Raw genomic sequence first — 24,007 nt, 5'->3', positions numbered from 1 at the left:
GACCCCGAATCGGGATCGCGCCGCTTCGAAAATATGCCCTCAGATCAAAGCCCGAGAGCGATGAAGGCAACGCTGGCGACGAACAGGCCCATCGATGTGAAGGCGGCGAGGTCACGAACAAAATCAGTCATAACATGGCTCCTTTTCCGTTATGTTTTTACTTTGTTCTATTTTTGTTCTCTCGTCAACCACCGTCGGGCACAGCGCCCGCTTTCCACCGCGCATGGTTAACTGCGTCGGCCATGACCGCTCGAGACCATTAACCGAAACCTTGAGTGCTCCGTGCATTGCGCCTATGACGAGAGCAACCACACGGAGCACCAGCGACATGAATGCACGCCTGACCCTGCCCCTCGTTTTCCTGCTTCCTTCGCTGGCCATTGCCGCCGAGGCGATCGACCCCGGCCGCATCGTTTCGGCGGCGACCGGCGACTGGGACAAAGACGGTGCAAGCGACCTGGCGCTGCTGGTGAAACCTGGCGACGGGACTGACGAGGACAACGCCGTCTATATCTACCTCGCCGGGGAAGACGGCCCGCTGGCTCTCAAGTCAGCCATTCCGAACAAGGTCTGGGGTCAATACGGCCTTGTCGGCCAGGCCCCGTCCATCACCGCGCTCCCGAATGGCTCTCTGCTGATTACCACGCACAACGATTCGGTCGGCCGCGACCGCTGGGAGCAGAAGCTGACGGTCGCCTACCGTAATTTCGACTTCGTCGTCGCCGGTTACACCTATTCGTCCTACGACACGCTCGATCCCAACAACACCTCGCAATGCGATCTGAATGTCCTGACCGGCAAGGGCAAATCGAATGACAAGCCCGTCAGCGTCAAAGGCGAACTTGTGCTTCTCAAGGATTGGACCGACAACCGCGGGCAGCACGCCTGCGGCATCTACTGATCGAGCCGTATGTTCCCTTTTTGTTCTTTACATCGATGCGATGTCGCGCCATGCTGCCACCGAACAAACAGGGTGTTCTCATGGCCAGCATCGAGCAGCTCAAAGACTTCATCGTGGAAGCCAAATCGAAGACATATGTCGGCGGTGGCATAGCGCGTGCTCCGTCGCGCGCGGGATCCCGCGATATCGGCTATCAGCGCGATCAGTGGCGGTATCTCGACAGTTACTTCGGTGGAACCGACTTTGCCGGACAGGAGACGGTGTGGCTCGAGGACGATACCCGTTGGGCCATGAATTACTTCGGCCGCGTCATCCGGCCCGACCTGATCGATGCGGAAAGAGCTGGCATCGTCATCAAGGCCGCGCTCGAAACCATGTATCGTGAGAAGCAGCACTTCCTCGGCGGAATGGAATATCGGCACGCCTATGGCTATTACATCGACAGCAGCCGTGGCGACACAGGGCACTTTTCCGGACGCGAGGTCATTTTTGTCGACGGCGACGAAGCCTACGAGCTCGACTATCGCGGCGGCCTCATCGTGCCGTAAGCCAAGGGACCGAGCGTGATGGCGCCGTTTCGTCGAAACTGGGCGTTGCCGCGAGCGTTACTTCAGCTCGACAACCTTGCCATCTTCGATCGTCACCCGTCGGTCCATCAGCGACGCCAGTTCGTGATTGTGCGTAGCGATCAGCGCTGCGAGGCCTGACTGGCGAGCCAATGCCTCGAGCGCCTCGAAGACGTAGCCGGCGGTTTCCGGATCAAGATTGCCGGTCGGCTCGTCGGCCAGCAACACCAGCGGGGCATTGGCAACCGCACGGGCGATCGCCACGCGCTGCTGCTCGCCGCCCGATAGCTCCGACGGGCGGTGGTCGGCTCGGTGGCCGATGCGCATATAGTCGAGCAGCGCCCTCGCCCGTTCAGCGGCCTCGGCCTTGCCGAGACCGGCGATCAGCTGCGGCATCATGATGTTTTCGAGAGCGGTGAACTCCGGAAGCAGATGATGGAACTGGTAGACGAAGCCGATCTCGTTGCGACGGATCGCGGTGCGCCTGTCGTCGTTGAGACCGTCGCAGGTCACGCCGTTGACCACGACCTTTCCGCCATCAGGGCGCTCGAGCAGGCCGGCGACGTGCAGCAGCGTCGACTTGCCGGTGCCCGACGGCGCCACAAGCGCAACGGTCTCGCCGCTTTTCAGCGTGAAGTCCGCCCCCTTGAGGATCGAGAGAAAAGTGTCCCCCTGCCCGTAATTACGCTCGATGCCCGAAAGCTGCAGTGCCACGCGCGCATTCATTCAGATGATGTCCTTGTCATTCGTACCGCAGGGCCTGCACGGGATCGAGACGCGAGGCGCGCCATGCCGGAAAGATCGTGGCGAGGAACGACAGGCTGAGGGCCATGACGACGACGAGGATCGTCTCGTCGGCGTTCATGTCTGCCGGCAGCTGGCTCAGGAAATAGAGCTCGGGGCTGAACAGCGTCGTACCTGATATCCAGGAGAAGAACTGGCGAATGGACTCGATGTTCAGGCAAACGACGACACCAAGCAGTACGCCGGCAACGGTTCCGGCCACGCCGATCGCGGCCCCGGTCATGAAGAAGATGCGCATGACCGATCCGGAGGTCGCGCCCATGGTGCGGAGGATGGCGATATCGCTGCCCTTGTCCTTCACCAGCATGATCAGCCCGGAGATGATGTTCAGCGCCGCGACCAGAACGATCAGAGTCAGGATCATGAACATCACGTTGCGCTCGACTTCGAGTGCGGAAAAGAACGTCTTGTTGCGGTCGCGCCAGTCGGTGATGAAGATCTGCCGTTCCGCAACGTCCTCGACCGGCTTGCGCAGCTCGTCGACCATATCAGGGTGCTCGACGAAGATCTCGATCTGCTGCGCCAAACCTTCCGCATTGAAGAAAAGCTGGGATTCCTCGAGCGGCATGAAGATGATCGACGCGTCGTATTCCGACATGCCGATCTCGAAGATTGCCGAGACCGTATAGGCCTTGACCCGCGGGTTCATGCCCATGGGCGTCACGTCGCCGTTCGGCGATGTCAGCGTGATGATGCCGCCCACCTGGATACCGAGCTGCTCGGCCATGCGTGAGCCGATCGCCACGCCGCTGCCGGAGGCGAAGCCGACGAGATCGCCGGATTGAATATGGTCGGAGACCGACTTCATCTTGCCGAGGTCGTCGGCGCGAATGCCGCGCACGAGCGCGCCGGTCGAGGCATCGCCAACGCCCTGGGCCAGAACCTGACCCTCGACAAGCGGGATCGCCATGGTCACGCCCTTCACACCGGAAAAACGCGTGGCGAGATCGGCGTAGTTGTTGAGCGGACCGTCGATCGGTTGCACGATCATATGGCCGTTGATGCCGAGAATGCGCGAGATGAGTTCGGTGCGAAAGCCGTTCATCACCGCCATGACGATGATCAGCGTCGCGACGCCGAGCATGATGCCGATGAAGGAGAAGCCGGCGATCACCGAAATGAAGGCTTCCTTGCGCCGCGAACGCAGATAGCGCCAGGCGACCATGCGCTCAAAGGCGGAAAAGGGGCGGCTGGCGGACTTTGCAGACTGGCCAGCAGCCTGCACCTGATCTTCCGTCACGGCGGTCATCCTGCCTCCCCTTGCCTCACTTACTTCGTCGCGATCAGCTTGTTGAGGGCCGCCTCGACAGTCATGGTCTCGCGCTCACCGGTCTTGCGATCCTTGAGCTCGACTTCGCCGTTGGCGATCGAACGTGGCCCGACGATGATCTGGACCGGCACACCGATGAGATCGGCGGACGCGAACTTGGCGCCAGCGCGGTCGTCCGTATCGTCGAGCAGCGCGTCGAATCCCGCCGCGCCCAGCTTCGAGTAGAGCGTCTCGCAAGCTGCGTCGCAAGCTGCATCGCCCGTTTTCATGTTGATGATCACGCCATCGAACGGCGAGATCGACTTCGGCCAGATGATGCCGTTGTCGTCATGCGACGCCTCGATGATCGCCGGAACCAACCGCGTCGGACCGATGCCGTAGGAGCCCATATGGACCGTATGTTCCTTGCCGTCCGGGCCGAGAACCTTCGCGCCCATTGCCTCGGAATACTTGGTCCCGAAGTAGAAGATGTGGCCGACTTCGATGCCACGCGCCGAAAGACGATCGCCTTCGGCGACTTCGTTGAAGGCAGCCTCGTCGTGCATTTCGGAGGTGGCAGCGTAGCGCGACGTCCACTTGTCGAAGATCGTCTTCAAACCCGCGACATCGTCGAAATTGGTGTCTTCGCCGGGAATGTCGAAACCGAGGAAGTCCTTGTGGCAGAACACTTCGGATTCGCCGGTTTCGGCAAGAATGATGAATTCATGGCTGAGATTGCCGCCGATCGGGCCGGTGTCGGCGCGCATCGGAATGGCGCGCAGCCCCATGCGCGAGAAGGTGCGCAGGTAGGCGGCGAACATCTTGTTATAGGCGTGCTCGGCACCTTCGCGGTCGAGATCGAACGAGTAGGCATCCTTCATCAGGAACTCGCGCGAGCGCATGGTGCCGAAGCGAGGACGGATCTCGTCGCGGAACTTCAGCTGGATGTGATAGAGATTGAGCGGCAGATCACGATAGGACTTCACGTAGGAACGGAAAACGTCCGTGATCATTTCCTCATTGGTCGGACCGTAAAGCATCGGCCGATCCTGCCGATCCTTGATGCGCAGCATTTCCTTGCCGTAGGCATCATAACGACCGCTTTCCTGCCAGAGTTCTGCGGATTGCAGCGTCGGCATCAGCAGCTCGATTGCGCCGGAGCGGTTCTGCTCTTCGCGAACGATCGCATTGACCTTGTCGAGAACCCGCTTTCCGAGCGGCAGCCAGGTATAGATACCCGAGGATTGCTGCCGGATCATGCCCGTCCGGAGCATAAGGCGGTGGGAAACGATTTCCGCTTCCTTCGGATTTTCCTTCAAGATGGGCATGAAAAAGCGGGACAGGCGCATGACGGGTTCCAGAACTTGATGAACGTCGCACTATCGACGGATTCGGGCGAAATGACGTTGAGCTCAGGCACGCCGGTCTCACCGAAAACTGGCAAAGGCGACCATTGCTTCTTGGGGTCGGCTCTCAAATTTCCGTCACCGACAAATCGGCCGGAACCTTTCCGAGCCCTGCGTTCATAGCCGCTTCGCGCCCGGATGAAAACCCTGCTTGCGGCGGGAACAGTACAGAGCGGATCGAGAGATTCGGAGGAGAAACCGCGGGCCGAGACCTGCGTCAAAAGAGCACGCTAGTAACAGGATTGCGACGATGCTTGTCAACGGGGAAATTTTATCCAACTGTAGCAAAAATGCAAAAAAACAGAGTGACATCGCCCAATGTTTGGGCTAATTTCGGCTCACAAAACAGGCAAGAAGTCTAAATTCTTGCCGACTTTCGCGGTCAAGTCTTGGGAGGATAAGATCTTAGGCGCGCTTCGTCGCTGCCGCCGGAAACGGATTAAAGATCACGCGATACTTGAAAAACAAGGCTTTTAGCCTTGTTTTTTTTTGCCTTTCGCCAAGCGAAATCTTCGCGAAGCACCCGCGCACTCTTCAACTATGTCAATTTCTGGGCGGTCAATCGTAGGATTGCCCTGGTTTCTGGCGTACTGCCTTCCGGTAGCCCGTGCACGGAGCTCCGCACCAAAAATCGGGAATACTTAACTGGGGATTTGTCAGTCAGCGAACGTCTTCGCCCGATATCCGTCGGCGCACGGCGTCCACGTACGCCCGGTGACCGTCTCAGTAAAACTTCGGATAGAAGCGCGGAATGCTGTCGATGCCGTAGCCGAGCCGCACCGATACAATATACCAGGCGAACTGGATGACCGCCGCGATCGCCGTCGTCAGCAGAATGACGCGCTTGGCACGGAACCGCGCCGGCGCACTCTCGACGGTGCCGGGCACGACCTCGTTCTCCTCCGCCTGCGTGCGCACGCCGAGCGGCAGAACGGCAAACAGCGTCAGCCACCAGATAATGAAGTAGATGGCAAAGGTGGAAAAAAGCGGCATTTCAGGCTCCCGATGAAGACCTGCCCCGACATGGCCTCCGGCCATCGACGGAACGATCCTCGCGACATTCCGGCCGACTTATAACGCCACGGGCGCGATCACACAAATCCGCATCGCGCGATCAACTGTCACACCTGTTCAAGCTCGATCAAAGTGCCTTGAAAATCCTTCGGGTGCAGAAAGAGCACCGGCTTGCCGTGAGCGCCGATCTTCGGCTCGCCGTCCCCGAGAACACGCGCGCCGGATGCCTTCAAGGTGTCACGGGCTGCGATGATGTCCTCGACCTCGTAGCAGATGTGATGCATGCCGCCGGACGGATTCTTGGCAAGAAACGCTGCGATCGGCGAGGTGTCGCCAAGCGGCTCCAGCAGTTCGACCTTGGTGTTGGGAAGCGTAACGAAGACGACGGTGACACCGTGCTCGGGCAAGACCTGCGGCTCGGTAACGGACGCGCCGAGTGTTGCCCGGTAACTCTGCGCCGCGGATGCCAGGTCCGGTACGGCAATTGCCACATGGTTCACACGTCCGAGCATCGCGATCCTCCAACCTTCCTGATTTCATGCCCCCGGACATCTACAACGCCGGGGGCATGAAGAAAATCAGACTTTGGTGACGAACACGGTCACCACGGGCTTCTTGCCCCATATCTGGTTTACGGTGCTGCGCACAGCGCGGCGCACTGCCTCCTGCAGCATGGCCAGATCCTTGCGCTTGGCGCGCGGAATGCTTTCCACAGCGCCGAGCACGGCGTCATAGAGCGTGTCCTCCATGTCCTCGCCCTCGTCGTCGAACTCGGGCAGGCCGATGGCAACGAGGTCCGGATCACCGAGGAAGTCGTAGCGATTGTCGAGCACGACATTGACGGAGACATGTCCAGCAAAGGAGAGCTTGCGCCGCTCGCCGATACCCATCTCCTCGAAGTCGCCGATCAGCGAGCCATCCTTGTAGATGCGGCCATGCGGCGCCGTGTCGATGACCTCGGCCGGCCCCGGTGCCAGCCGCAGCATCTCGCCGTTTCGAAGACGCGGGACGCTGGCGATACCCGACTGCAGGCCGAGTTCTGCATGCGCCGTCAGGTGCGCCGCTTCACCATGCACCGGAACGAGGATCTGCGGACGGACCCATTGGTACATCTGCTGCAGTTCGCTGCGCCGCGGGTGCCCCGACACATGTACCAGCGCTTCACTGTCGGTGATGATGTGAATGCCCTGTTCGATCAGGCCGTTCTTGATGTCGTTGATCGCCTTCTCGTTGCCGGGAATGGTGCGCGACGAAAAGACGACCGTGTCGCCGGCGGAGAAGGCGACGTTGCGCATCTCATCGCGGGCGATCTTGGCAAGCGCTGCGCGCGGCTCGCCCTGGCTGCCGGTGAGGATCACGACGACCTTGTCGCGCGGCACGTAGCCGAATTCGTCTTCGGCGAGGAAAGGTTTGATGCCTTCCATCAGGCCGAGGTCGCGGGCGACGGCCACGACGCGCTTCATCGAACTGCCGAGAAGCAGCACGTCCCTGCCCGCCTCCTCCGCAGCTTCGGCGATCGAGCGGATACGCCCGACATTCGAGGAGAAGGTGGTGATCGCCACGCGACCTTCAGCCTTGGAGATGATCTCAGTCAGGCTGGCGGAAACCTCCTGTTCCGACGGTGAGACACCGTCGCGCAGGGCATTGGTCGAATCGCAGACAAGCGCCAGCACGCCTTCGTCGCCGATCTTGCGGAAGCGCTGCTCGTCGGTGAGCGGCCCGAGCGACGGCTGAAGGTCGATTTTCCAGTCACCGGTATGCACGACCGCGCCAAGCGGCGTGCGGATGATCAGCGACATCGGCTCGGGGATCGAGTGGTTGACGCCGACCGCTTCGATTTCGAACGGGCCGACATTGATGCGATCACCCTGTTTGAAGATCGTCACCGGAATTTCGCCGCGGCTCTTTTCGAAGTCGCGCTTGGCTTCCAGCATGCCCGCGGTAAACGGCGAGGCATAGACCGGGACATTCAGGCCCGGCCAGAGATCGTTGAGGCCACCATAGTGATCCTCATGGGCATGGGTAATGATGATGCCCTTGAGATTGCGGCGCTCTTCTGCCAGGAAGCCGATATCGGGCAGAACCAAATCCACCCCCGGAAGCTCCGGGCCTGGGAAAGTGACGCCGCAATCGACCATTATCCACTGTCGCTGACCGGGTTTGCCGTAGCCATAGAGGCCAAGGTTCATCCCGATTTCGCCGACGCCGCCGAGCGGCAAGAACACCAGTTCTTCTTCTTGCGCCATGTTTTGATGCGCCCTTGTTTTGATTATCCAAAAAATACGTCGCCGGCGGCGATCGTCTGCATCGTGTGCGAGCCCGTGTCGAGCATCAACCGGCCGTCCTGATCAATACCGGCAAAGCGGCCGGAAAGCGACCGATCCGGCAGGTTCACCGTAATGGTCTCGCCGATGCCGCGCGCTGCCGCCCGCCATTGGTCTATGATGTGTGCCACACCCCTGCCCCGGTCCCAAACGGCAAGCGTTTCGGCCATGGTCAGGAACAGATGGGCAAACAGTTCGTCCGGCGATACCGACGCCCCTTCGTTGCGAAGCGAAGTCACCGGGTAGAGCGCCTCGTCGGGCTGGACGGCAATGTTGATGCCGCAGCCGATGACCAGTGCGCGACGGCCGTCCGCCAGACTCTCGCCTTCAAGCAGGATGCCGCAGGTCTTCTTGCCGTCGATGAGGATATCGTTCGGCCATTTGATCTCGACCGGAGCGCCGGCAGGCGGCATCACCTGCCGAATGGCCCTGTGAACCGCCACGGCCACGGCCAGCGGCAGAGAATGCAGCAGCTCGATCGGGGCCGGCTCGATCAGCAGGAGCGAAGCATAGAGATTGCCGGGCTCTGAAAACCAGGCCCGGCCGCGTCGGCCGCGTCCGCCCGTCTGGCGGGCGGCGGTGATCCAGAGATTTCCCCTGTCTCCCTCGCGCGCCCGCACCAGGCATTCGCTGTTGGTGGAACCGACCTCATTGAGCGCGACGTGCCGGAAATCGTCGAGCGAAACCCGGCCGCCGCCTTCAAGGCCGATCAAAAGAAGGTCCGCGCCGCGACTTCAGCAGCGTTGCCGAGCGGACCGCCGATCAGGACATATCCGGCCACGAACAGGCCCGAGAGACCGAAGACCAGGCGAAGCTCGCCGGCGGTGCGGGCAAACTCACCCTTGGCATCGTCGAACCACATCACCTTGATGACGCGCAGGTAATAGTAGGCGCCAACGACCGATGCGAGCACGCCGATGATGGCGAGCGCGTAGAGATGCGCTTCGATCGCCGCCATGAACACGAAGTACTTCCCGAAGAAGCCTGCCATCGGCGGAATACCGGCGAGCGAGAACATCAGGATGGTGAGGACCGTGGCCATGAAGGGGTTGGTCTGCGACAGGCCCGCGAGGTCGTCGATGCTTTCGACGTTCTCGCCGTCCTTGCGGCGCATGGCGAGGATGCAGGCGAAGGTGCCGAGCGTCATGACCATGTAGATGAGCATGTAGAGCAGAACGCCGCGAACGCCCGCCATCGAGCCGGCGGCAAGACCGACAAGCGCGTAGCCCATGTGGCCGATCGAGGAATAGGCCATCAGGCGCTTGATGTTCTTCTGACCGATCGCAGCAAAGGCGCCGAGCAGCATCGACGCGATCGAGATGAAGACGACGATCTGCTGCCACTGGACAACGACGGGCTCGAACGCGTTGATGACGACGCGAACGAAGATGGCCATGGCGGCAACCTTCGGTGCAGCAGCAAAGAACGCCGTCACCGGCGTCGGCGCGCCTTCATAGACATCAGGCGTCCACATGTGGAACGGCACGGCAGAGATCTTGAAAGCGAGACCGGCAAGAATGAAGACCAGGCCGAAGATGAGGCCGAGCGACGGCGTGCCCGTCGTTGTCAGTGCAGTGGCAATCTCGTCAAAGCCGGTGTGGCCGGTGAAGCCATAGACCAGCGACATGCCATAGAGCAGCATGCCCGAAGACAGCGCGCCGAGGACGAAGTACTTCAGGCCGGCTTCGGTCGAGCGGATGCTGTCGCGGTTGATAGCGGCAACGACGTAAAGCGCCAGAGACTGCAGCTCGAGCGACAGGTACAGCGACATCAGGTCGTTGGCCGAGATCATCAGCAGCATGCCGAGGGTGGCGAGCAACAGCAGCACCGGAAACTCGAAACGGTCGATCTGCGCCGAACGGGCATGGCCCACCGTCATTACCATGGCGGTGATGGAGCCGATCAGAGCCAGCACCTTCATGAACTTGGCGAAGGGATCGGACAGGAAGGCGCCGCCATAAGCTTCGCCCTCGCCCGTCTTCAGGACGAGCCAGAGACCGGCGATGATCAGAACGGCAACCGCAAGGCCGGTGACGGTCGAGGTCGACTTTTCACCGGCGAACACGCCGATCATCAAGAGCGCCATCGCGCCGACCGCGAGGATCAACTCGGGGATCGAGAGCTGCAGGCTAGCGAGGAGGGTTTCAGCAGTCATGTCCAATCACGTCCTGTGGTCATTGCACCGAAAGCGCAACGTTTTGCGCTGCCTGCAGGGCTGCGGAGTAGTTGTTGACGAGCAGATCCACGGAGGCTGCGGTCGCATCGAAGATCGGCGCCGGATAGACACCGAAGAAGATCGTCAGGATCACCAGCGGGTAGAGGATCGCCTTCTCACGTCCCGAAAGATCGAGCAGAGCCTTCAGGCTTTCCTTTTCCAGCGCACCGAAGATCACTCGGCGATAGAGCCAGAGCGCGTAGGCAGCCGAGAGAATGACGCCGCTCGTTGCAAAGAACGCAACCCAGGTATTGACGCGGAAGACGCCGACGAGGGTCAGCACTTCGCCGACGAAGCCGGACGTACCGGGAAGACCGACGTTGGCCATGGTGAACACCATGAAGGCGACGGCATATTTCGGCATGTTGTTGACGAGACCGCCATAGGCCGAGATCTCGCGGGTATGCAGACGGTCATAGACAACGCCGACGCAAAGGAAGAGCGCGCCGGAGACAATGCCGTGCGACAGCATCTGGAAAATCGCCCCCTGGACACCCTGCGTGTTGGCCGCGAAGATACCCATCGTCACATAGCCCATGTGCGCGACGGACGAATAGGCGATCAGTTTCTTGATGTCGGACTGCATCATCGCCACCAGCGAGGTGTAAATGATTGCAATGACCGACAGCGTGAAGACGAAGGGCGCGAAATAGTCGGATGCCAGCGGGAACATCGGCAGCGAGAAGCGCACGAAACCGTAGCCGCCAAGCTTCAGGAGGATGGCGGCCAGGATGACCGAACCCGCCGTCGGCGCCTGAACGTGCGCGTCGGGAAGCCAGGTGTGCACCGGCCACATCGGCATCTTCACCGCGAAGGACGCGAAGAAGGCAAGCCATAACCACGTCTGCATCTCACGCGGGAAGTTGTAGGCGAGCAGTTCGGTGATGTCGGTGGTACCGGCCTGCCAGTACATCGCCATGACGGCGAGCAGCATCAGCACCGAGCCGAGCAGCGTGTAGAGGAAGAACTTGTAGCTCGCGTAGACGCGATCCTTGCCGCCCCAGACACCGATGATGAGGAACATCGGAATGAGGCCGGCTTCGAAGAACACGTAGAACAGCACGATGTCGAGCGACACGAACACGCCGATCATGAACGTTTCCAGGATCAGGAACGCGATCATGTATTCCTTCAGCCGCTTTTCGACCGACAACCAGCTTGCGAGTACGCAGAACGGCATCAGGAAGGCGGAGAGGACGACGAAGAGCACCGAGATGCCGTCGATGCCGAGATGATAGGAAATCCCGGTGCCGAGCCATTCGTGCTTCTCGGTCATCTGGAAACCCGGGTTCGAGCTGTCGAACTGGTACCAAATATAGACCGACACGGCGAAGGTGAAGATCGTCGTCAGCAGCGATACGTTGAGGATGTTGCGGCGGCCGTAGGCGCTGTCTTCTCTTGTCAGCAAGAGAAGCAGGACGCCGACGAGCGGCATGAAGGTGACCGCGGAAAGTACGGGCCAATCGGTCATCAGAAGGAACTCCCGAGCATCATCCATGTAACGAGCGCTGCAATGCCGATCAGCATGGCGAACGCGTAGTGATAGAGGTAACCGGTCTGCAGCCGGACAACACGATCGGTGACATCAAGCACGCGTGCCGCAATCCCGTTCGGACCGAGGCCGTCGATGACCCGACCGTCGCCTTCCTTCCACAGGAAGACGCCGAGGCGCTTGGCGGAGCGCACGAACAGGAAGTCGTACAGCTCGTCGAAGTACCACTTGTTGAGCAGGAACTGGTAGAGGCCGCGATGCTGCTCCGCCAGGTACTTCGGCAGCTCCGGCCGGCGGATGTACATGTACCAGGCCGTGAAGAGACCGAGCGCCATGGCGCAGAACGGGCTCCACTTAACCCACAGCGGAACATGGTGGTATTCCTCGAGGATTTCGTTCTCGGCGGACGTGAACAACGCACCCTGCCAGAATTCGGCATAGTGGTGGCCGAAGAAGTAGTCGTGGAACAGGAAGCCTGCGACCAGCGCGCCGGCCGCCAGGATGTAGAGCGGCACCAGCATGACCTGGGGCGATTCATGGACGTGATGCATGACATCCGAGGAAGCGCGCGGCCTGCCGTGGAAGGTCATGAAGGTCAGACGCCAGGAATAGAAGCTGGTGAACAGCGCGGCGATGACCAGCATCGCGAAGGCGAAACCCGAGACGACGCTGTGCGAAGCGAACGTCGATTCGATGATGGCATCCTTCGAGAAGAAGCCGGCAGTACCGATGACGGTGCCGGGGATGCCGACGCCGGTCAGCGCGATCGTGCCGATGAACATCAGCCAGTAGGTGACCGGAATGTGCTTACGCAAGCCACCCATGTAGCGCATGTCCTGTTCGCCATCGACGGCGTGGATGACCGAACCTGCACCCAAGAACAGCAGAGCCTTGAAGAAGGCGTGCGTGAACAGGTGGAAGATGGCCGCGCCATAGGCGCCGACGCCGAGTGCCACGAACATGTAGCCGAGCTGCGAACAGGTCGAATAGGCGATGACGCGCTTGATGTCGTTCTGGACGAGGCCGACGGTCGCTGCAAAGAACGCCGTGATCGCGCCGATCAGCGTGACGACGGTGAGCGCATCCGGCGACAGTTCAAACAGCGGCGACATGCGGGCGACGAGGAAGACGCCGGCGGTAACCATGGTTGCGGCGTGAATGAGGGCCGAAACCGGCGTCGGGCCTTCCATCGCGTCCGGAAGCCAGGTGTGGAGCAGGAACTGCGCCGACTTGCCCATCGCGCCCATGAAGAGCAACAGGCAGGCAGCCGTGATGGCATCAGCCTTGTCGAGGTGCATGCCGAACAGCGTGACGACCGCCTCCCCTGCTGCGGCACCTTCGGCCGGCAGGTAGGTCTGGGCTGCTGCGAAGATCGTTTCGAGATTGACCGATCCGAACAGGACGAAGACGAGGAAGATGCCGAGCGAGAAGCCGAAGTCGCCAACGCGGTTGACGATGAACGCCTTTATCGCGGCGGCGTTCGCCGACGGCTTCTTATACCAGAAGCCGATCAGCAGGTAGGATGCCAGACCCACGCCTTCCCAGCCGAAGAACATCTGCAGCAGGTTGTCGGACGTGATCAGCATCAACATCGCAAAGGTGAAGAGCGAGAGATAGGCAAAGAAGCGCGGACGGTGCGGATCGTGGTGCATGTAGCCAATCGAATAGACATGCACGAGCGTCGACACCGTGTTGACGACCACGAACATGACTGCTGTCAGCGTATCGACGCGGAACGCCCATTCGACGTCGAAGCTGCCGGACTGGATCCAGCGCAGCACCGAAACCTTGATCAGTTCCTGTTCGCCCATCGCGACGTCGAAGAAGACGTACCACGACAGCGCGGCGGCGATGATCATCAGTCCGCAGGTGACATATTCAGAAGCCTTGGCGCCGATCGAAGTGCCGAAAAGGCCGGCGACCAGAAAGCCGATCAAAGGCAGGAAGACGATAGCCTTGATGATGGTATCCATAGCCCAATCAGCCCTTCATCATGTTGACGTCTTCAACAGCGATCGAGCCGCGGTTGCGGTAGAAGACGACGAGAATTGCAAGCCCGATGGCGGCTTCCGCAGCCGCGACGGTCAGAATGAACAGAGCGAAGACCTGGCCCGTGATGTCGTTCAGGAACGACGAGAAGGCGACCATGTTGATGTTGACCGCAAGCAGGATCAGTTCGACCGACATCAGGATGACGATGACGTTCTTCCGGTTCAGGAAGATGCCGAAGACACCAAGCGTGAACAGGATGGCGCTGACGGTGAGATAGTGGGAAATTCCGATTTCCATTTTTTAGTTCCTCGACCTCGCGTCCGAATTAAATGCCCTGCCCGGGCTTGACCGTGATCACCTCGACAGCGGTCTCGGGCGTGCGGGCAACCTGCTGCGGAATGCTCTGGCGCTTGATGTTCACGCGGTGACGCAGCGTGAGGACGATGGCGCCGATCATGGCGACCAGCAGCACGAGGCCCGCGATCTGGAAGAAATAGACATAGTGGGTATAGAGCACGTCGCCGAGGGCGGCCGTGTTCGTCCGGTCGGCAACCGCCGGGATCGGCATCGAGATACCCTTGGCAATCTCCGGCGAGAAGGTCGCGCCGCCGACGACGATGATCAGTTCGGCAGCCAGGATCAGACCGATCAGCGCACCAACCGGCGCGTATTCAAGCACGCCCGCGCGCAGTTCCGCGAAGTCGATATCGAGCATCATGACGACGAACAGGAAGAGCACCGCAACCGCGCCGACATAGACCACAAGCAGGATCATCGCCAGGAACTCGGCGCCAGCCAGCAGGAACAGGCCCGCCGAATTGAAGAAGGTCAGGATCAGGAACAGCACCGAATAAACGGGGTTCCTGGCCGCAATGACCATAAATGCCGATGCCACCGCGATGAAGGCAAAGAGATAGAAAAAAAGAACCTGCAGACCCATGATCGGTGCCTTTTTCGTCTTGCACGGCGTGAGGCTCTTGCAGCCCCACTCCACTGGCAAAGCCGGACGCGTGTCCGGCCTTTGCCCCAAACTGTTTCACATGTGCCGCCTTAAGGGCGGCACCACGCCTTGGTCTCAGCGATAGGGCGAGTCCATTGCGATGTTACGTGCGATTTCCCGTTCCCAACGGTCGCCATTGGCGAGGAGCTTGTCCTTGTCGTAGTACAGCTCTTCACGCGTCTCGGTGGCGAATTCGAAGTTCGGTCCCTCGACGATGGCGTCAACCGGACAGGCTTCCTGGCAGAAACCGCAATAGATGCACTTCACCATGTCGATGTCGTAGCGCACCGTGCGGCGGGTGCCGTCGTTGCGGCGCGGGCCAGCCTCGATGGTGATGGCCTGGGCAGGACAGATCGCCTCGCAGAGCTTGCAGGCGATGCAGCGCTCTTCGCCGTTCGGATAACGACGCAGGGCGTGTTCGCCGCGGAAGCGCGGGCTGACCGGACCCTTTTCGAAGGGATAGTTCAATGTCGCCTTCGGCTTGAAGAAGTAGCGCATCGACAAAAAGAATGCGCCGACGAATTCCTTGAGGAACAGCGAGCTGACGGCTTGCGAAAGACCGGCCATCATTTACCTCCAGACTTGCCGGCCTCAGAGCGGCCAGCGGTATGCAACCGAGCGAAAGCCAACATCATGCGGCTCCCGTCAGCTTGAGAACGAATGCAGTGATCACGACCATTGCGAGAGAGATCGGCAGGAAGACCTTCCAGCCAAGACGCATCAGCTGGTCGTAGCGGTAGCGCGGAACGAAAGCCTTCACCATCGCGAACATGAAGAACACGAAGGATGCCTTGAGAACGAACCAGATGATGCCCGGGACCCAGTTCAGGAACCAGACGTCAACCGGAGGCAGCCAGCCGCCGAGGAAGAGAATGGTCGTCAGCGCGCACATCAGGCAGATGGCCGCATACTCGCCGAGCATGAACATCATGTAAGGCGTGGAGCCGTATTCGACCATGAAGCCGGCGACGAGTTCGGATTCCGCTTCCGGCAGATCGAAGGGCGGGCGGTTGGTTTCAGCCAGCGCCGAAATGAAGAACACGATGAACATCGGGAACAGTGCCAGCCAGTGCCAATCAAGGAACGATGCGGGCAGGCCCAAGTTCGTACCGATGCCATTGCTCTGCGCATTGACGATGTCGGTCAGGTTCAACGAGCCGACGCACAAGAGGACGGTGACGATGACGAAGCCGATCGAGACTTCGTAGGACACCATCTGCGCGGCAGACCGAAGCGCGCCGAGGAAGGGATATTTCGAGTTCGACGCCCAGCCGCCCATGATGATGCCATAAACTTCAAGAGAGGATATGGCGAACACGAAGAGGATGCCGACGTTGATATTCGCGATCACCCAGCCGGCGTTAAGCGGGATAACAGCCCAGGCAGCCAGCGCCAGCGTCACGGAGACGAGCGGTGCCAAGAGGAAGATTGCCTTGTTGGCGCCAGCCGGAATCACCGGCTCCTTGAAGACGAACTTCAAAAGGTCGGCGAAGGACTGGAAAAGCCCCCAGGGGCCTACCACATTCGGACCACGGCGGAGCTGGACTGCCGCCCAGATCTTGCGGTCGGCCAGCAGAATGTAGGCGATGAAAAGCAGCAGCGCGACCAGCAGCAGCAGCGACTGGGCGACCATGATGATCGCAGGCCAGACATAGGTCGAAACGAAAGCGTCCATGATACTCTATTCCCTCGCGCTCATTCCGCCGCAGCTTTGAAGTTGTTGCGTGCCAAAGCCGAGCATTCGGCCATGACGGCGGATGCGCGCGCTATCGGGTTCGTCAAATAGAAGTCTTTGACCGGAGACGCAAACACGGATTTGCCCATCTCACCGGCTTTTTGAGCAATTGCGGCAATTTCGTCGCCACTGCCGACGGCAATCGCGTCGACATCGGCGAAATGCGGGTGCGCGGCATAGAGCCTCGAGCGCAATTCGCCAAGCGAATCAAAGGGCAGCTTCTTGCCGAGAACGTCGGAAAGCGCACGGATGATCGCCCAGTCTTCGCGGGCGTCGCCCGGAGCGAAGCCGGCGCGGTTGCCGATCTGCACGCGGCCTTCGGTGTTGACCCAGGTGCCGGACTTTTCGGTGTAGGTGGCGGCCGGCAGGATGACGTCGGCTGCGTGTGCGCCGTTGTCGCCATGCGAACCGATATAGACGGTAAAGCCGGACTTGCGGCCGGCAAGATCGATCTCGTCTGCGCCGAGCAGGAAGAGAACGTCGGAGACCGAAACCATTTCGGCAGCCGTCTTGCCATTCTTGCCCGGGACGAAGCCGAGGTCGAGACCACCGACGCGGGACGCCGCGGTGTGCAGAACGGCAAAGCCGTTCCAGTCCGCGGTCACCGCACCGACTGCGCCTGCGAGCTTGGCAGCGGCAGCGAGAACGGCAGCACCCCCCTCCCCTGCGACGGCGCCCTGGCCGATGATGATCATCGGACGCTGCGCCTTCTTCAGGGTCGCTGCGAACTTACCCTTGCCGGACACGAGTTCGGCCAGCGTGTCGGTGCCCGCACCGAGGTATTCGTATTCGTAGCGCAACTCACCCTGCTCGCCGATGACAGCGATCGGGAAATTGCCCATCCGGTAACGCTTGCGGATGCGTGCGTTGAGAACGGATGCTTCGAAGCGCGGGTTCGAGCCGATGATCAACAGCGCGTCGGCGCTTTCGATGCCCTGAATGGTCGGATTGAAGATGTAGCTGGCGCGGCCGAGCGACGGATCGAGCGCTGCACCATCCTGGCGGCAGTCGATGTTTTCCGAACCGAGCGAAGCAAGCAGTTCCTTCAGCGCGTACATTTCTTCGACGGAAGCAAGGTCGCCGGCGATGGCGCCGATCCTGTCGCCGGAGGTCGAAGCGACGGCAGCCTTGATCGCCTGGAACGCCTCACCCCAGCTTGCTGCCTGCAGACGGCCATCCTTCTTGACATAAGGACGGTCGAGACGCTGGGTCTTCAGGCCATCCCAGATGAAGCGGCTCTTGTCGGAAATCCACTCTTCGTTGATGTCCTCGTTGACGCGCGGCATGATGCGCATCACTTCGCGGCCGCGGGTATCGACGCGGATGGCCGAACCGAGCGCATCCATCACGTCGACGGATTCGGTCTTGTTCAGTTCCCACGGACGCGCCGTGAAGGCGAACGGCTTCGAAGTCAGCGCGCCGACCGGGCAAAGGTCAACGACGTTGCCCTGAAGCTCGGAGGTCATCGCCTGTTCGAGATAGGTGGTGATCTCGGCATCTTCGCCGCGGCCGATAAGGCCGAGCTCGGCAATGCCGGCGACTTCCGTGGTGAAACGAACGCAGCGCGTGCAGTGGATGCAGCGGTTCATCACTGTCTTGACCAGCGGGCCGATGTACTTGTCTTCGACGGCGCGCTTGTTTTCCTGGTAGCGCGAACTGTCGATGCCGAAGGCCATCGCCTGGTCCTGCAGGTCGCATTCGCCACCCTGGTCGCAGATCGGGCAATCGAGCGGATGGTTGATCAGCAGGAATTCCATGACGCCTTCGCGTGCCTTCTTGACCATCGGCGTGGTCGTGAAGACTTCGGGCGTTTCGCCGTTCGGGCCGGGGCGAAGATCGCGCACGCCCATGGCGCAGGAGGCGGCGGGCTTGGGTGGCCCTCCCTTCACCTCGATCAGACACATGCGGCAGTTACCGGCGACCGACAGCCGCTCATGGAAACAGAAGCGCGGAACCTCGGCGCCGGCTTCTTCGCACGCCTGAAGCAGCGTGAAATGATCCGGGACCTCGATCTCTTTTCCGTCGACTTTCAGCTTTGCCATCTTCGTACTCAATCCTGTCTTCCATCCGTCCACCTTCAGGCGACGGACAATTCCAACACAGCCATGCTGCTTGCCGGTGGCAACCTCTGCCGGTCACCGCCTCTTATTCTTTTGCGCCTTTCAGCGCCTTTGCCTGCTTTACCCAGTCGTCGCGCAAGATACGTCCGCCAAAGCCCAGCTCGTCGTCGAAACGGGTAATGTCGGCGTCACTCCATGCGGCGATATCAGCGAATCGGCGAACGCCCTTGCCGTTCAGAACCTGCTCGAGCTTCGGGCCAATGCCGGAAATCCGCTTGAGGTCGTCGGCGGCACGGGCCTTGGCCTTTGAAGCGGCCGGCGCCTTGACGGGCTCTGCCGGTTTTTTCTCAGCCTTCGGCTTCGATACCGTGCTCTTCATCGCGACAACGGGCTTCACCGTCTCCAGCAGTCTTGCTTCCGCCTGAACCGAAGCAGCCTTGGCCGGAACGCCTGCCTGCGTCTGGCCAACCAAGGCCGAGCCCTTCTGCAACGCTTCGACGGCGCCCTGCATCGCGCCGAGCATGACGCCGGCGATATGGCTCGACAGACCGAAGCCAAGCGCTGTCGCCGCCGCAACGGCTCCTGCCGGATGCGCCATCAGCGGATGCAACGGCACCTGCGGCATGCTCTTCATCCATTCGGCCATGCCGAACGGATCGGCCGGGTCGCCGCCAAACGGACGCGCGGACGAAATGCCGCTCTCGGCCTCTCCCCTCACCTGCCCATCCTTGTCTGCGCCGGCCATGGCCTGTTACTCCGCCGCTTCCAGCACCGCGCCGTGCGACGTCGCGTTGCGGGTATATTCGTCGATGCGCTTCTCGATCTCGGGACGGAAATTGCGGATCAGGCCCTGGATCGGCCAGGCGGCCGCATCGCCCAGAGCACAGATCGTGTGACCTTCGATCTGCTTGGTAACGTCGAACAGCATGTCAATCTCGCGCTTCTGGGCGCGGCCCTGCACCATGCGTTCCATCACGCGCCACATCCAGCCGGTGCCTTCGCGGCACGGCGTGCACTGGCCGCAGCTCTCGTGCTTGAAGAAAGCCGAGATGCGGGCGATTGCCTTGATGATGTCGGTGGAGCGGTCCATGACGATGGCAGCAGCGGTGCCGAAGGACGACTTGACTTCGCGAAGTCCGTCGAAATCCATCGGGCAGTCGATGATGTCTTCGGCCTTGACCACCGGGCACGATGCACCGCCGGGGATGACGGCGAGCAGGTTGTCCCAGCCGCCGCGAATGCCGCCGGCATGCTTGTCGACGAGTTCACGGAAGGTGATGCCCATCGCTTCTTCGACCGTGCACGGCTTGTTGACGTGGCCGGACAGCATGAACAGCTTGGTGCCGACATTGTTCGGACGGCCGATCGACGAGAACCAGCCTGCGCCGCGGCGCAGGATCGTCGGGGCAACGGCGATCGACTCGACATTGTTGACGGTCGTCGGGCAGCCGTAGAGACCCATGTTCGCCGGGAACGGCGGCTTCAGGCGCGGCTGGCCCTTCTTGCCCTCAAGGCTTTCGAGCAGCGCGGTTTCTTCGCCGCAGATGTAGGCGCCGGCGCCGTGATGGACGAAAATGTCCATGTCCCAGCCAAGCTTGTTGTTCTTGCCGAGCAGGCCGGCATCGTAGCATTCGTCGATCGCAGCCTGCAGCGCCTCGCGCTCGCGAATGTATTCGCCGCGCACATAGATATAGGCGGTGTGCGCACCCATGGCGAAGCTGGCGATGACGCAACCTTCGATCAGCGTATGTGGATCGTGACGCATGATGTCACGGTCCTTGCAGGTGCCCGGTTCGGATTCGTCGGCGTTGACGACCAGATAGTGCGGGCGCCCGTCGCTTTCCTTCGGCATGAAGGACCACTTGAGACCGGTCGGGAAGCCTGCGCCGCCACGGCCACGAAGACCCGAAGCCTTCATCTCGTTGACGATCCAGTCGCGACCCTTTTCAAGGATCTGTTTGGTGCCATCCCAATGGCCGCGGCTCATCGCGCCCTTGAGAGACTTGTCCTTAAGGCCGTAGATATTGGTAAAGATGCGATCTTCATCTCTGAGCATGGTTCACCTCTTTACCGCGGCTTCTTGCCGAAAACTTTGATGTATTCGGCTTCGCCACCCTTGGCGAGCGCCTTGGCCTGCTTGACCCAATCGTCACGTTCGATCCGGCCCTTGAAATTGAGATAGCCGTCGACCCATTCGCGCTCGGCCTTCTTCCACGACGCGACTTGCGCGAACGTGTAGATGCCGAGTTCGTGCAGCGTGCCCTCGATCTTCGGGCCGACACCGGAGATCAGCTTGAGGTCGTCGACAGCAGCCGGCTTGGCGATGCCTGCCGGGCGGTTCTTGTCTTCGAGCGAAGGCTTGCCGGAAACGTCGGCCGCCTTGGCGGGCTTCGACTTGTCGGCGGTGTCGCCTTCGATCTTGGCGTTTGCGGCATTCGACGGCGGAACGCTGACGGTCGGCGCATCGCTGACCTTCTTCGCGCTCGCGGGAGCCTTCTTCGCCAGTGCGTCCGGCGTTGTCAGCGTGGTCGGGCCACCTTCCGGCGCCGAGAAGACGCGATCGATCTGCGGGCCGGTGGCGACTTCTGCGCCCTTGCCTGCATCGAAGCGGTCGATGATCTGCTCGAGCTGCTCGGGCGTCAGATCTTCATAGGTGTCCTTGAAGATCATGACCATCGGCGCGTTCACGCAGGCGCCCTGACATTCCACTTCTTCCCAGGAAAGCGTGCCGCTCTCGTTGAGGGTGAAGGGGTCGTGGGCGATCTTGCTCTTGCAGACCCGGATCAGGTCTTCAGCGCCACGCAGCATGCACGGCGTCGTGCCGCAGACTTGAACATGGGCGCGCGTTCCGACCGGCTTCAGCTGGAACTGGGTATAGAAGGTCGCGACTTCGAGCACGCGGATATAGGCCATGCCGAGCATGTCGGCGATCGACTCGATCGCGGCCTTCGTTACCCAGCCGTCCTGCTCCTGCGCCCGCATCAACAGCGGAATGACCGCGGACTGCTCGCGGCCTTTCGGATACTTCTGGATTGTCTTTTGTGCCCAAGCGGCGTTTTCGCGATTGAACGCGAATGCGGCCGGCTGGACATTGTCTTCGGCTAGTCGACGAACAGACATTCTTCACGACACCTTATCAGTTAATCGACCCACACCGCGATTTCGTCACCGAAACGAATTCGCAGGCATAGGCTGACTGGTCTTTTTGTAAAAATACGATGTAGCGCGTGCCGTTGGCCACGGCCGCCTTGATCTCGTAGCCCTTGGCCACGAGATCGGCCATCGAGCCCCCACGCATCGCGGCGGACGACGCTTCGCTGTTGACGGAATCCTGGGCGGACGCCGTCGCTGCGAGCGTAAGAAATCCTGCCATAGCCAGGGGCGCGAAACGCATCAGCGATCCACCTCACCGAACACGATATCGATGGAGCCCAGCACGGCCGAAACGTCGGCAAGCTGGTGTCCGCGACAGAGGAAGTCCATCGCCTGCAGATGCGCGTAGCCCGGGGCACGGATCTTGCAACGATAGGGCTTGTTGCTACCGTCGGAGACGAGATAGACGCCGAATTCGCCCTTGGGCGCTTCGACGGCTGCATAAACCTCGCCGGCCGGCACGTGGTAGCCTTCGGTGTAGAGCTTGAAGTGGTGGATCAGCGCTTCCATCGAGCGCTTCATCTCGCCGCGCTTCGGCGGAACGATCTTGCCGTCCATCGACGAGACCGGGCCGACCTTGGCATCGCCGAGCAGACGGTTCACGCATTGGCGCATGATCTTGGCCGACTGGCGCATTTCGATCATGCGGATGAGATAGCGATCGAAGCAGTCGCCGTTCTTGCCGATCGGAATGTCGAATTCCATGTCCGAATAGCATTCGTAGGGCTGCGCACGACGCAGGTCCCAGGCAGCGCCGGAACCGCGAACCATCACGCCCGAAAAGCCCCAGGCCCAGGCATCTTCCAGCTTGACGACGCCGATGTCGACGTTGCGCTGCTTGAAGATGCGGTTGCCGGTCAGAAGCTCGTCGATATCGTCGACGGTCTTCAGGAACGGGTCGATCCACTTGCCGATGTCCTCGACCAGTTCGTGCGGCAGATCCTGATGCACGCCGCCGGGACGGAAATAGGCCGAGTGCATGCGCGCGCCGCAGGCACGCTCATAGAACACCATCAGCTTTTCGCGCTCTTCGAAGCCCCAGAGCGGCGGCGTCAGCGCGCCGACGTCCATGGCCTGCGTGGTCACGTTCAGCAGATGCGACAGGATACGGCCGATCTCCGAATAGAGAACGCGGATCAGCTGGCCGCGGATCGGAACTTCGGTTCCGGTCAGCTTTTCCACGGCAAGCGCAAAAGCATGCTCCTGGTTCATCGGCGCGACATAGTCGAGCCGATCGAAATAGGGAATTGCCTGCAGATAGGTCTTGGTTTCGATCAGCTTTTCGGTGCCGCGATGCAGCAGACCGATATGCGGGTCGACGCGCTCGACGATTTCGCCATCAAGCTCGAGCACCAGACGAAGAACGCCGTGCGCTGCCGGATGCTGCGGGCCAAAGTTGATGTTGAAATTGCGGACGTTATGTTCGGTCATACCGATTGCTCCAGGCCGGACGGCGCCCTCAAAGGGTCGCCGCGGGCCGACTTAGTCTCACCGTGCTTTCGCCTTCTCGTCGCCGGGCAGGACGTATTCCGTCCCTTCCCACGGGGAGAGGAAGTCGAAGTTACGGAATTCCTGCTTCAGTTCGACAGGCTCATAGACGACGCGCTTGGCTTCGTCATCATAGCGAACCTCGACAAACCCGGTAACCGGGAAGTCCTTGCGCAGCGGATGCCCTTCGAAACCGTAGTCCGTCAGGATGCGACGCAGGTCCGGGTGGCCGGTAAACAGAATGCCATACATGTCGTAGGCTTCGCGCTCGAACCAGTCGGCGCCGGGAAAGACGCTGGTGGCCGACGGCACGGGCTCGCCCTCGCCGGTCGCCACCTTGATGCGCACGCGCAGGTTCTGGCGTGGCGACAGCAAGTGATAGACGACGTCGAAACGATCCGGCCGCTGGGGCCAATCGACACCGCAGACATCGACGAAGTTGATGAAGGCGCACTGCACGTCGTCGCGCAGGAACGTCAGCAATTCGATCAGGTTTGCAGCCGTCGTCGTCAGCGTCAGTTCGCCGTATTTGATGGCGGCATCCGAAATCAGCTGGCTGCGCGTCTCGCGCAGATAGGAGGCAAGCTCGTTCAGGGCTTCAGTCATGT

At 60.9% G+C, this 24,007-nt stretch carries 23 protein-coding genes; 2 read left to right on the top strand and 21 right to left on the bottom strand.

Features of this window, described 5'->3' with window-relative positions:
• Window positions 1-328 precede the first annotated feature (328 nt).
• Together BC363_RS23285 and BC363_RS23280 are read left to right on the top strand one after the other, a co-directional pair.
• Window positions 329-901, top strand: a complete 573-nt coding sequence (locus BC363_RS23285; protein WP_065787124.1) for a hypothetical protein — start codon at window positions 329-331, stop codon at window positions 899-901.
• A gap of 80 nt (window positions 902-981) precedes the next feature.
• A complete protein-coding gene (locus BC363_RS23280) occupies window positions 982-1,449 on the top strand; it encodes a DUF5680 domain-containing protein (protein ID WP_065787330.1) in 468 nt (155 codons plus the stop codon).
• Window positions 1,450-1,506: 57 nt separating this feature from the next.
• Here the strand turns inward: BC363_RS23280 and BC363_RS23275 are convergent, their stop codons facing one another.
• From BC363_RS23275 to BC363_RS23175, 21 genes are all read right to left on the bottom strand, one after another.
• Window positions 1,507-2,193 (bottom strand): ABC transporter ATP-binding protein, encoded by a 687-nt coding sequence (locus BC363_RS23275; protein ID WP_025426602.1) that lies wholly within the window; start codon window positions 2,191-2,193, stop codon window positions 1,507-1,509.
• Between the two features lie 16 nt (window positions 2,194-2,209).
• Window positions 2,210-3,520, bottom strand: a complete 1,311-nt coding sequence (locus BC363_RS23270) for a lipoprotein-releasing ABC transporter permease subunit (protein WP_065787125.1) — start codon at window positions 3,518-3,520, stop codon at window positions 2,210-2,212.
• A gap of 20 nt (window positions 3,521-3,540) precedes the next feature.
• On the bottom strand, window positions 3,541-4,869 hold the full coding sequence (proS, locus tag BC363_RS23265) for a proline--tRNA ligase (RefSeq protein WP_065787126.1): 1,329 nt from the start codon (window positions 4,867-4,869) through the stop codon (window positions 3,541-3,543).
• 780 nt (window positions 4,870-5,649) lie between these two features.
• Window positions 5,650-5,919, bottom strand: coding sequence for a DUF1467 family protein (locus tag BC363_RS23260; RefSeq protein WP_065787127.1), 270 nt, complete (start codon window positions 5,917-5,919; stop codon window positions 5,650-5,652).
• Window positions 5,920-6,047: 128 nt separating this feature from the next.
• Window positions 6,048-6,452 carry a methylmalonyl-CoA epimerase gene (mce, locus tag BC363_RS23255; RefSeq protein ID WP_065787128.1) on the bottom strand — a complete coding sequence of 135 codons (405 nt, stop codon included), beginning with the start codon at window positions 6,450-6,452 and terminating at the stop codon, window positions 6,048-6,050.
• 66 nt (window positions 6,453-6,518) lie between these two features.
• Window positions 6,519-8,186 (bottom strand): ribonuclease J, encoded by a 1,668-nt coding sequence (locus BC363_RS23250; RefSeq protein WP_065787129.1) that lies wholly within the window; start codon window positions 8,184-8,186, stop codon window positions 6,519-6,521.
• A 23-nt stretch (window positions 8,187-8,209) separates the two neighbouring features.
• Complete coding sequence (locus tag BC363_RS23245) at window positions 8,210-8,974, bottom strand: biotin--[acetyl-CoA-carboxylase] ligase (protein ID WP_161952485.1); 765 nt, start codon at window positions 8,972-8,974, stop codon at window positions 8,210-8,212.
• On the bottom strand, window positions 8,974-10,419 hold the full coding sequence (gene nuoN, locus BC363_RS23240) for an NADH-quinone oxidoreductase subunit NuoN (protein WP_065787131.1): 1,446 nt from the start codon (window positions 10,417-10,419) through the stop codon (window positions 8,974-8,976). The genes BC363_RS23245 and nuoN overlap by 1 nt, the downstream gene beginning before the upstream one ends.
• A gap of 19 nt (window positions 10,420-10,438) precedes the next feature.
• Window positions 10,439-11,950 carry an NADH-quinone oxidoreductase subunit M gene (locus BC363_RS23235; RefSeq protein ID WP_065787132.1) on the bottom strand — a complete coding sequence of 504 codons (1,512 nt, stop codon included), beginning with the start codon at window positions 11,948-11,950 and terminating at the stop codon, window positions 10,439-10,441.
• Complete coding sequence (nuoL, locus tag BC363_RS23230) at window positions 11,950-13,944, bottom strand: NADH-quinone oxidoreductase subunit L (protein ID WP_065787133.1); 1,995 nt, start codon at window positions 13,942-13,944, stop codon at window positions 11,950-11,952. Before nuoL ends, BC363_RS23235 begins: the two co-directional genes overlap by 1 nt.
• Window positions 13,945-13,951: 7 nt before the next feature.
• A complete protein-coding gene (gene nuoK, locus BC363_RS23225; protein ID WP_025426592.1) occupies window positions 13,952-14,260 on the bottom strand; it encodes an NADH-quinone oxidoreductase subunit NuoK in 309 nt (102 codons plus the stop codon).
• A gap of 28 nt (window positions 14,261-14,288) precedes the next feature.
• Complete coding sequence (locus BC363_RS23220) at window positions 14,289-14,903, bottom strand: NADH-quinone oxidoreductase subunit J (RefSeq protein ID WP_053247047.1); 615 nt, start codon at window positions 14,901-14,903, stop codon at window positions 14,289-14,291.
• Between the two features lie 135 nt (window positions 14,904-15,038).
• Window positions 15,039-15,530 (bottom strand): NADH-quinone oxidoreductase subunit NuoI, encoded by a 492-nt coding sequence (gene nuoI, locus BC363_RS23215; RefSeq protein ID WP_025426590.1) that lies wholly within the window; start codon window positions 15,528-15,530, stop codon window positions 15,039-15,041.
• 64 nt (window positions 15,531-15,594) lie between these two features.
• Window positions 15,595-16,638 carry an NADH-quinone oxidoreductase subunit NuoH gene (nuoH, locus tag BC363_RS23210; RefSeq protein WP_053247046.1) on the bottom strand — a complete coding sequence of 348 codons (1,044 nt, stop codon included), beginning with the start codon at window positions 16,636-16,638 and terminating at the stop codon, window positions 15,595-15,597.
• A gap of 20 nt (window positions 16,639-16,658) precedes the next feature.
• Window positions 16,659-18,740, bottom strand: a complete 2,082-nt coding sequence (gene nuoG / locus BC363_RS23205; protein ID WP_065787134.1) for an NADH-quinone oxidoreductase subunit NuoG — start codon at window positions 18,738-18,740, stop codon at window positions 16,659-16,661.
• Window positions 18,741-18,843: 103 nt separating this feature from the next.
• The gene (locus BC363_RS23200) at window positions 18,844-19,503 is read right to left on the bottom strand and encodes an NADH:ubiquinone oxidoreductase (protein ID WP_065787135.1); all 660 of its coding nucleotides are present in this window, start codon (window positions 19,501-19,503) and stop codon (window positions 18,844-18,846) included.
• A gap of 6 nt (window positions 19,504-19,509) precedes the next feature.
• Window positions 19,510-20,814: an NADH-quinone oxidoreductase subunit NuoF gene (gene nuoF, locus BC363_RS23195; RefSeq protein WP_053247043.1), complete on the bottom strand. Its 1,305-nt coding sequence runs from the start codon at window positions 20,812-20,814 to the stop codon at window positions 19,510-19,512.
• Between the two features lie 11 nt (window positions 20,815-20,825).
• Window positions 20,826-21,878, bottom strand: coding sequence for an NADH-quinone oxidoreductase subunit NuoE (gene nuoE / locus BC363_RS23190; protein WP_065787136.1), 1,053 nt, complete (start codon window positions 21,876-21,878; stop codon window positions 20,826-20,828).
• Between the two features lie 16 nt (window positions 21,879-21,894).
• On the bottom strand, window positions 21,895-22,152 hold the full coding sequence (locus tag BC363_RS23185; RefSeq protein ID WP_065787137.1) for a hypothetical protein: 258 nt from the start codon (window positions 22,150-22,152) through the stop codon (window positions 21,895-21,897).
• Window positions 22,152-23,342 carry an NADH-quinone oxidoreductase subunit D gene (locus BC363_RS23180; RefSeq protein ID WP_065787138.1) on the bottom strand — a complete coding sequence of 397 codons (1,191 nt, stop codon included), beginning with the start codon at window positions 23,340-23,342 and terminating at the stop codon, window positions 22,152-22,154. The genes BC363_RS23185 and BC363_RS23180 overlap by 1 nt, the downstream gene beginning before the upstream one ends.
• A 57-nt stretch (window positions 23,343-23,399) precedes the next feature.
• A complete protein-coding gene (locus BC363_RS23175) occupies window positions 23,400-24,005 on the bottom strand; it encodes an NADH-quinone oxidoreductase subunit C (protein ID WP_065787139.1) in 606 nt (201 codons plus the stop codon).
• Window positions 24,006-24,007 lie beyond the last annotated feature (2 nt).

This window comes from Ensifer sp. LC384 (assembly GCF_001695865.1).
Taxonomy (GTDB): Bacteria; Pseudomonadota; Alphaproteobacteria; order Rhizobiales; family Rhizobiaceae; genus Ensifer.
The sequence above is the reverse complement of the archived record's forward strand: the minus strand, read 5'-3'. Positions and strand labels throughout refer to the sequence as shown.